The following is a 1,285-nucleotide window of genomic DNA, read 5'->3' on the forward strand; positions in this document are numbered from 1 at the left end:
CGCCTGTGCTTGGCCCCGCCTCCCTGCCCGACCTGACCGAAGCCCTGCGCCGCCTGCGGCGGATATGCGAGGAGATGGTGAATAGTGTCACGTGACACTTTCTTTCTGGATGGAAAGTGTCACACACCCCTATGCTGCGGGCAGATAACAGGATCAGGCAGGATCATCCATGTCAGAACAGCCCATTACCGTCATCGCAACCCTGCGCATCCATCCCGCACGGGAAAAGGAGGCGCTTGACGCCATCCGCCACTGTGTCGCCACGTCCCGGCGGGAAAAGGCCAACCTGTCCTACCAGTGCCACCGCGATGTCAGCGACCCGGATGTTTTCGTGTTCGTGGAACGCTGGGCCAGCCCCGAAGCCCTGACGGAACATGAAACCACGCCGCATTTCCGCGCAATGGCGGAGGTGTTCAGGACCGCGCTGGCCGAGCCACTGCATGTGCGCATCACACGTGAAATCTGATCCCGCGCCGCTGCGGCTGCTGGCGCGTCTCGCCATCGCGCTTTTCCTGTCCTACATGGCAGTGGCCCTGCCGCTGGCGGCCATACCCGTGGCCGTCCTGCACTGGCCCGGCTATGGCAACGGGCTGGCCGGGCTGGCGGTGGGGATCGCGTTCCTTTCCACCATTCTCAGCCGCAACCATTCCGGGGCCTTTGCCGATACGAAGGGCGGACGGTCGTGCATGCGCGCGGGGCTTGCCATCTATGTCGCGGCCAGTCTGGTCTGTGCGCTGTCCGGCCTGACCATGCTGCCCGGCGGGACGCGCTACCTCGTCCTGCTGGCGGGCAGGCTGCTGCTGGGCATAGGCGAAAGCCTGACGATCGTGGGCATGCTGGCTGGGGTATCGGCCTTATGGGGCAGCAGCGCGCGGGCCGCGTGCTGGCATGGACGGGGGCCGCCATGTACGGGGCCTTCGCCGTGGGGGGACCGATCGGGCTGGCCATTTATGAACAGGCGGGCATGGGCGCGCTCATGCTGGTTTCCGCCCTGCTGCCACTGATCGGGCTGGCGCTGGTGCAGGATGTTCCCCCTTCCCCCACGCATGCCGGGGGCAGGCCCCCTTTCTGGCATATCCTGGGCACCATCCGCTGGCAGGGTATCGCCGTGGCGCTGCAGGGAGTCGGGTTCGCAGCCCTGGGCGCGTTCCTGCCGCTGCGCTTCATCCATGCGCACTGGCCTTATGCCGGGCTGGGGCTGACCTGTTTCGGGCTGGCCTTCGTGGCCGGGCGCTTCGCCTGCGGGCATCTGCCCGACCGGATTGGCGGGCTGCGGGTGGCGGCG

General features: G+C 67.0%; 1 protein-coding gene and 1 pseudogene. Both read left to right on the forward strand.

All coding sequences use genetic code 11. The features are described from left to right. The first annotated feature begins 169 nt into the window (after positions 1-169). Positions 170-466, forward strand: a complete 297-nt coding sequence (locus JCM25156_RS16960) for a putative quinol monooxygenase (RefSeq protein ID WP_025814080.1) — start codon at positions 170-172, stop codon at positions 464-466. Next, positions 441-1,285, forward strand: a pseudogene (locus JCM25156_RS32455) (MFS transporter); the annotation flags it as partial. The gene JCM25156_RS16960 and the pseudogene JCM25156_RS32455, both read left to right, overlap by 26 nt.

The organism is Komagataeibacter kakiaceti JCM 25156, assembly GCF_000613305.1.